Below are 7,151 nucleotides of genomic sequence, written 5' to 3'. Positions count from 1 at the left end.
ACGACTCCAACTGTTTTAGTGTCGGTTTTGTTTCTCCACGCTGCCATCGTTCAATGTTGGGGAATTTCCCTCGCAAGCTGTCTATGCTCATCCCAGTCCGTTCATCCTGCCCCCCCGCTCTTAGGTCAATCAGCCGGGAAAACACCCTCTAAGAAGTTATGAAATTCCTCGAAATAGGTGTACCACTTGGCTATGAACATCTTTATTCGCTTGATTTCAGCCTCCTTTGCCGCTAAATGGTAATTCGCCTTCACAAGGACTACGGGATTAAGCTGCGGCAGATCATCCATCATAACATCGCCATATTCGTCCTCTGCCCGCTCTGCGCCGATTGTCCCCGGGTTAGTCTCCGCCGTCTCAATGGTTATGTTGCAGAGTATATCATTTACGTTATACGCAAATTTAATGCCAACATCCGGCCTCTGCCCGTTAATCACGCTCCACGGCCCATTTTTAATAAACGTGTTTGAAATAAAAAATGACGCTATATCCTTGCCCGGAAATACATAATGCCCTACAAAATTAATCCCCGACGCCATGTACCTGACATGTGGCAACACATCAATATATTTTATGGCTATATACGGTATGGGCGAATCGTATGGGATTCTCACCCTGTCCTCGTCTATAAACTGTAGCCTCTCGAACTCGGCTATTACCGACAGAGCCTCTTTATAAAAGACATGCGACGCAGGGGGCGTACACAGTACGTCAAAGGGCGTGAAATTCTGCTCCACGATTCCATTAACTTTCAGGAAATCCGGGTTTAATATGCTCGGATTATGTGTCTTTGCCAGCACGACTATCGAAAAGCTGCTGAGGTCTATTTTCATATCAGGCCAATGTCCATGCAATCCACAGATGAACGCTCATGCCCTCAGCGCCCCGCCTGTTTTACTTATTATATGTCTGACTATTTCAGCATGGAGCGCATCTATTTCACTCTCCAGAAGCGTTCGCTCACGCGCCCTGTAAACTATATGAAAGGCAAGGCTCTTCTTTCCTTCAGGGATGTTTTTGCCCTTGTAATGGTCGAATATTTCTACAGATTCTATAAGTCGTTCAGGGTCTAAGTGTTCAGTTTTAATAAGGTTTATTATGTCGCCTGATTGGTAAGCGTCGTCCACAACAATTGCAATATCTCGCTCAATTGATGGGTATTTAAACATCAGATTTGTAGAAAACATTGGAATCGCCCTTTCATGCTCAATTGGGGCATCTGTTTTATCTATAAACATCTCGAAGACGGCTATATCGGGCTTATCGTCTATCATTTCAAATCTTGCCGCAGTCTCAGCCGAGAGCAGCCCAAAAAAACCAATCTTTTCATCACCAATAAATACATCAGCCGACTGATCATTCTCTAAAAAATCCTCATTCGATGGTCTCAATTCATATTTCACACATCTGAGGCCCGACAAAATAGGCTCAAGCTGACCCTTTATACGATAAAAATGTGCGGCTGGCTCTGTATATAGTTTTTTGCCACCGCTTGAATATGACAGTACGGCAAGTTTGAGCCTCTCTGCTGGAAATCCATTACCAGTTTCAAAAAACACCGTGCTTATCTCGTAAATGTTGACCTCTTTGGCGCTGAAGGAAATATTATACTTCAGATTTCTAAGAAGAGAAGGCAGGAGAAATGTCCTCAGGATATCGAAATCTTTCTGCAGGGGATTCTTCACTGTCACAACCTTTCTCCTTTCATCACCCGCCGGGATGTCAAGCAGAGTGAAGTCTTCCCTCGTTGTAAAGCTATAATTTATGGTCTCGGTAAACCCCGCATATCTTAAAGAGTGTCTTAGTTCGCCTAGTTTCCTGTGCTTATCGCTCTCATTATTTATGGCAAGGGCAACTTCGGGCATTACCGAAGGGATATTGTTATAGCCGTAGATACGCGCAACCTCCTCGATGAGGTCGGCCTCCAGCTCTATGTCCCTTCTGAAAGACGGCGGGGTGGCGATAAAGTCGCCAGTTTGTCTTTCTACTTTAAAATCAAGGCGTTTGAGGATATCCTCAATTTCGTCGCCTGTTATTTGCACACCTAAGAAACCCTGAACCTTTTCCCGGATTAGGGCGATTTGCGGTGCCTCGTAGCGTGTCGGATAATTGTCTATCACCCCTGAGACGCGCCCTCCACAGAGTTCCATCATCAAAGACACAGCCCTCAAAGCGGCATTTTTAACCCCGTCAATGTCAGTTTGCCTTTCGAATCTGAACGAGGACTCTGAGCGCAGTCCTGTCTGCTTCGATGTTACACGTATTGACGAGGGATCAAACCACGCGCTTTCGATAAGTATGTCTGTGGTGGTGTCGAAAACGGCAGACCCCTCCCCGCCCATCACACCGGCCAGGGCAACCGGCCCCTCGGCGTCACAAATCAACAGCGTACCCGCGGGTATGGTTCTTTCAACACCGTCAAGTGTTGTTATGGCCTCTGGCTCGTCAGCAGCCCTGACAATAATCTTATCCCCTTTCAGTTTTTTCAGGTCGAAGGCATGGAGCGGCTGGCCAAATTCCAGCAGTACGTAATTCGTTATGTCAACCACATTGTTTATCGGCCTTATGCCTGAGCTGTTAAGCCTTTTTTGCATCCAATCCGGCGATGGGGCGACCTTTACGCCATTGATTATAATGCCGCAATATCTGTGGCAGAGACGTTTGTCTATTATTTCGACTTTGAATCCCGCATCGCTATCGCTTTTAAAATCATTTATTTCGGGGAGAGTTAATTTCTTTTTGAGTACGGCAGAGACATCACGGGCAACTCCAATAACACTCAGGCAGTCCGCCCTGTTCGGGGTTACGTTTAATTCTAATATGACATCGCCGCCGTCAAGTGTTTTGTACGATTCCACCTCAAGGCCGGACATCGTTAGTATATCGGCAATCGCCTCAGGGGATTCTTTAAAGTCTATATATTCTTTGAGCCAATTATATGATATAAGCATTTTTTCTCTTTAAAACTGCCGCAAAAATCTTAGGTCGCCTTCATAATAGAGCCTTATGTCGTCTATGCCATATTTAAGGGAGGCAATACGCTCTATCCCCATGCCAAACGCAAACCCGCTGTATTGGCCGGTGTCATAGCCTACATTTTTAAAGACACGCGGGTCAACCATTCCCGCCCCCATTATCTCTATCCAGCCCGTGCCCTTACAGACCCGGCAGCCGCCACCCTTGCAAAAATAACACCCCATGTCAACCTCCGCCGACGGCTCGGTAAATGGAAAAAAACTCGGCCTCAGACGCACCGGCACCGAAGGCCCGAACACCTTACGCAAAAACCCCTCCAGCAGCCCCTTTAGATTTGCAAACGATATGTTTTTGTCCACCACAAGCCCCTCGACCTGATGAAACATCGGACAATGAGATATGTCCGAATCACAGCGATAGACCTTTCCCGGGGCGATAAACCTAAGCGGGGGCAGGGGGGTACCATTTGTGCGGCTCTCATTGACACGTTTCTCCATGACCCTGATTTGCACAGGCGAGGTATGGGTTCTGAGGACGAAGGCCCCTTCGCCGGATTGGCCACCGGTCTCTATATAAAATGTATCCTGCATATCCCGCGCGGGATGGTTTTGGGGGATATTTAAGGCCGAAAAGTTATAATAATCACTCTCTACCTCAGGGCCTTCTTCTATGCTAAACCCCATTGAGACGAATATATCGGCTATTTCGGCAAGCACGATAGTCACGGGGTGTCTGCCGCCGGGTTTTTTATAGTACCCCGGCAGTGTTATATCTACGGGGTCTTTGGAGAGTTTTGACTTTATCTCTTTTGAGATGAGTACCTGTTCATACTCTTTGAACCTTTCTTCAATAAACACCTTGTCGGTGTTTACCTGTTTTCCAAAGGCCGCCCTTTCGTGCGGGGCAAGGGTGGGGAGTTTCTTCAGCTCCCCTGTGATGACGCCATTTTTCCCCGTATATCTTGAGCGGAGTTCACGCAAAGCAGTTGTGGATGTAACCGCCTCCAGCTCCTTTAAGAACAGCTCCTGCAGCGCGGTCACGCCGTCTGTTGTTTCACGCTTTCTGCCAATTGGTTAAACTGTGTGATATTGCTTACGGCCAACTCGGCAAGCGCCCTTCTGTCAAGGATGATACCCGCAGTTTTAAGGCCCTGCATGAAGCGGCTGTACGTAAGGCCAACGGCACGGGCTGCCGCGTTAATTCTGATTATCCAGAGGCGCCTGAAGTCGCGCTTTTTGTTTTTTCTGTCATCATACGCATGCAACAGGGCATGGTCAACCGCCTCAGAGGCTACCCTGAAGAGTTTACTCCTGCCACCATAGTAACCACGCGCCTTATGTAATATCTTTTTCCTTCTTCTCCTTGTCTTAAATCCACCCTTTGCTCTAGGCATCGCTTAGTCCTCCAAAACCGGCTCATCCGGCATATTTTTGCATCTCACAAACAAATGTCATCAACATCACACAAATGGAATAAGTCTTGATATGTTTCTGTGCTGTGTTGCGTCAACAATTGTCGCAGTGCGCAGCCTGCGCGTCCTTTTTGAGGGTTTACCGGTCATCATATGGCTCTTATTGGCCCTGTTTCGCTTTATTTTACCGGTGCCGGTCTTTTTAAAGCGCTTCTCGGCTCCCCTGTGCGTCTTTAATTTTGGCATTACAATACCTCCTTGTTCTTAAAACCGCTTCGCTGAATCTTTAGTTAAACAACGATTATAAATTAATTGTCCATTAATAGCAAGCGATATATTGAAAAATCTCCCGACCGCGTCAAAAAAAAGGGATAGGGGGCCGAGACGATATAAAGTGTGCGGCTTATAACTAAGAAATACAATCTCTACATGCAATCAGGCACTACTAAAGGCCCACGCGTTTTATGGTCTCGGCTACGCTGGGGTCTTTCAGGGCGAGTTCCTTTAAGACCTTTTCCATTTTCTCTCCCCTCTCTTCGATCTCCCGGTTTTTTCTAACAACGGGGGCAATCGTGGTACGTCTGTCCCAGAGGACAAAACCCACCAACGTAAGCATCCCGCCTATAAGTACATACATCAACCCGAACAAGTCACCCATCCGGCCATTTAAGTCGTTCATCCTGCGATTTAAAGCGTTAAAACCGTCGTCCATACGCTGGTTGGTTGCTTTTAAACCTTCTTCAAGGCGAATCAGCCTTTCTTCAATGTTGGTCAGCCTTTGTTCAACGTTGGTAAGCCTTTGTTCAACGTTGGTCAGCCTTTGTTCAATGTGGGTCAGTCTTTCTCTGTCTTGTTGGGTGAAAGACGAGTTTTGCGCATATACCCACGAGGGGAATACTGTAGAAAATAGTAATATTAACATCGCCGCATGAACCACTTTATTCATGAACTTATCGTCCTCGCTTTCAATTATTCTATCATAACGCGGGAACATCCGTCAATTTGGCTTTGACAACGGCGGCAATTCTCAATGAATCCCTCAAGTCCTCATGCAAATTGTAGCCGTTAGGGCTGTTTACTTCTTTTTAGTTCATTTGTTTCTTTGGACATACCCTTTAATTCAAATTGCCCCATTGAACTGCTCAACAATCAATTCAACCCTATCTATTGCTATGAATGACGGCCTTAGCCCGATGTTGTGCCAAGGTCGGGGGATTGGGGTTAATCTTCTTATGATGTTGCATAATTCGCTTCGCATTCTGATGCTTTACGACTTTATGTTTCACATCCCGATGTTTTAGCTTCGTATCATGATGTCCTACGTTTTTCCGCTTTACCTCCTCTTGTGTTAAGTCTCTATGTTGTATGCCCGATGGCGGCAGAAATACGAATGTCCCTTCCCTGAGTTTTGTGTTTATGGATTTTCCATTGATTTCGGCCAGTATGTCCTGAGATATGTGTAATCTATTCGATATCCTCCTCAGCGAATCACCCTTCCTCACCCGATAATTATCCAGCAGGTAACGCTGGTGTTCCGGTGTGTTTTCATATATCAGCCTGAAATCATCCTTCGTACCCTGCGGCAGTCTCAACCGGTATTTCGGCACATCGGGTGGAATGCACCATTGTTTCAGCTCTGGATTCAGCTCCCTTATTTTCGCTGTGGATGTCCCCGCCGATTTTGCAATAAAATCTATTGTAGCAGGAGGTTTTACGGCCACTATGTCATACTCAAGCGGGGTTTCATATTCGACATCGCTAAACCCATACCGTTGTGGCTCTATCGCTATCTCCTTGGCCGCTATGAACCTGGGTACGAACAGCTTTGTCTCCTTTGCTATAAGCCCGGTTGTGATAAGGCTCCAATAGTTGTCCGTGTTTGCCGTTTTCATCGCCTTTTCTATTTTAACCTCGCCGGCGTTATATGCCGCTAGTGCCAAATCCCAGGTGCCGAACTTATCATAAAGAACCTTAAGATATTTCGATGCCGCATACGTGGATTTTATCGGGTCCTGCCTCTCGTCAACCCAATAGTTTACCTTTAAATTGTAATCACGGGCCGTCCCTGCCATGAATTGCCATGGCCCGACTGCCTGTGCCGCGGACTTTGCCTGATTATTATAGCCGCTTTCTATCAGTGGCAAATAGACAAGTTCTTCGGGCAAATTATTTTGCCTCAGGATTTTCTTCATAACCGGCAGGTATTTTGAGCCTTTGACCAGCCATTGATTGAATTTTTTCTTTATCGTATCCGCGAAAAACGTTAACTGCGCTGAAATTGCCTCTGCCGCGTTTGTATCGCCGCCATACTGCGTAAATCTTTTAAATCCGTCCCGTAAGAGCATCTCCTCCGGGCCATCAGCGTCATGTTGGTCTGGCGGCGGGTGCAACGGCACCTTTATAAAAGAATGCTCCCTAACTGATTCTGAATATGTTATACCCTTAGTGGACAGGTCGCTTATGCTGCGGTGCATCAGATTGTTTTGCAGCGTGGCCGGGATTTCGCTCTTTCCTTCCGTATCTTCACTTGTATTTAATAATGCCTCCGATTTCATGGGCACTATTAACAGGAGTAAAAATAAAACCGCCGCACTGCGAAAACCCATCGGTATAAAGTCCCTCCCTGAATGCGCGGACAACCTTAATTGCACAGTTGGCTTAACTGCACAGCCGGTAATACATAACAAATATGCGATGAAAACGGTCAAAAAAGAACGGGCCGTTCATAACCATTCCATATCTTGCTTGCTTTTGTCAAGCATGT

General features: G+C 46.4%; 7 protein-coding genes. All 7 read right to left on the bottom strand.

Going from position 1 to position 7,151, the window contains the following annotated elements:
* Positions 1–125 precede the first annotated feature (125 nt).
* The 7 genes from AB7D94_RS06095 to AB7D94_RS06065 all read right to left on the bottom strand — a co-directional run bounded on the left by AB7D94_RS06095 (position 126) and on the right by AB7D94_RS06065 (position 6,993).
* Positions 126–833 (bottom strand): hypothetical protein, encoded by a 708-nt coding sequence (locus AB7D94_RS06095; RefSeq protein WP_420264847.1) that lies wholly within the window; start codon positions 831–833, stop codon positions 126–128.
* A gap of 36 nt (positions 834–869) precedes the next feature.
* The gene (gene pheT, locus AB7D94_RS06090) at positions 870–2,951 is read right to left on the bottom strand and encodes a phenylalanine--tRNA ligase subunit beta (protein WP_420264846.1); all 2,082 of its coding nucleotides are present in this window, start codon (positions 2,949–2,951) and stop codon (positions 870–872) included.
* Positions 2,952–2,960: 9 nt separating this feature from the next.
* On the bottom strand, positions 2,961–4,016 hold the full coding sequence (pheS, locus tag AB7D94_RS06085) for a phenylalanine--tRNA ligase subunit alpha (protein ID WP_420264845.1): 1,056 nt from the start codon (positions 4,014–4,016) through the stop codon (positions 2,961–2,963).
* Positions 4,013–4,369: a 50S ribosomal protein L20 gene (rplT, locus tag AB7D94_RS06080; RefSeq protein WP_420264844.1), complete on the bottom strand. Its 357-nt coding sequence runs from the start codon at positions 4,367–4,369 to the stop codon at positions 4,013–4,015. The genes pheS and rplT overlap by 4 nt, the downstream gene beginning before the upstream one ends.
* Before the next feature lie 66 nt (positions 4,370–4,435).
* A complete protein-coding gene (rpmI, locus tag AB7D94_RS06075) occupies positions 4,436–4,633 on the bottom strand; it encodes a 50S ribosomal protein L35 (protein ID WP_420264843.1) in 198 nt (65 codons plus the stop codon).
* Positions 4,634–4,832: 199 nt separating this feature from the next.
* On the bottom strand, positions 4,833–5,333 hold the full coding sequence (locus tag AB7D94_RS06070; RefSeq protein WP_420264842.1) for a hypothetical protein: 501 nt from the start codon (positions 5,331–5,333) through the stop codon (positions 4,833–4,835).
* Between the two features lie 214 nt (positions 5,334–5,547).
* On the bottom strand, positions 5,548–6,993 hold the full coding sequence (locus tag AB7D94_RS06065; RefSeq protein WP_420264841.1) for a transglycosylase SLT domain-containing protein: 1,446 nt from the start codon (positions 6,991–6,993) through the stop codon (positions 5,548–5,550).
* Positions 6,994–7,151: the final 158 nt, after the last annotated feature.

Origin of the sequence: Candidatus Magnetominusculus dajiuhuensis, assembly GCF_046044395.1 — a bacterium.
GTDB lineage: Bacteria > Nitrospirota > Thermodesulfovibrionia > Thermodesulfovibrionales > Magnetobacteriaceae > Magnetominusculus > Magnetominusculus dajiuhuensis.
Note: the sequence above shows the minus strand (reverse complement) of the source record. Positions and strands in the feature narration are given on the sequence as shown.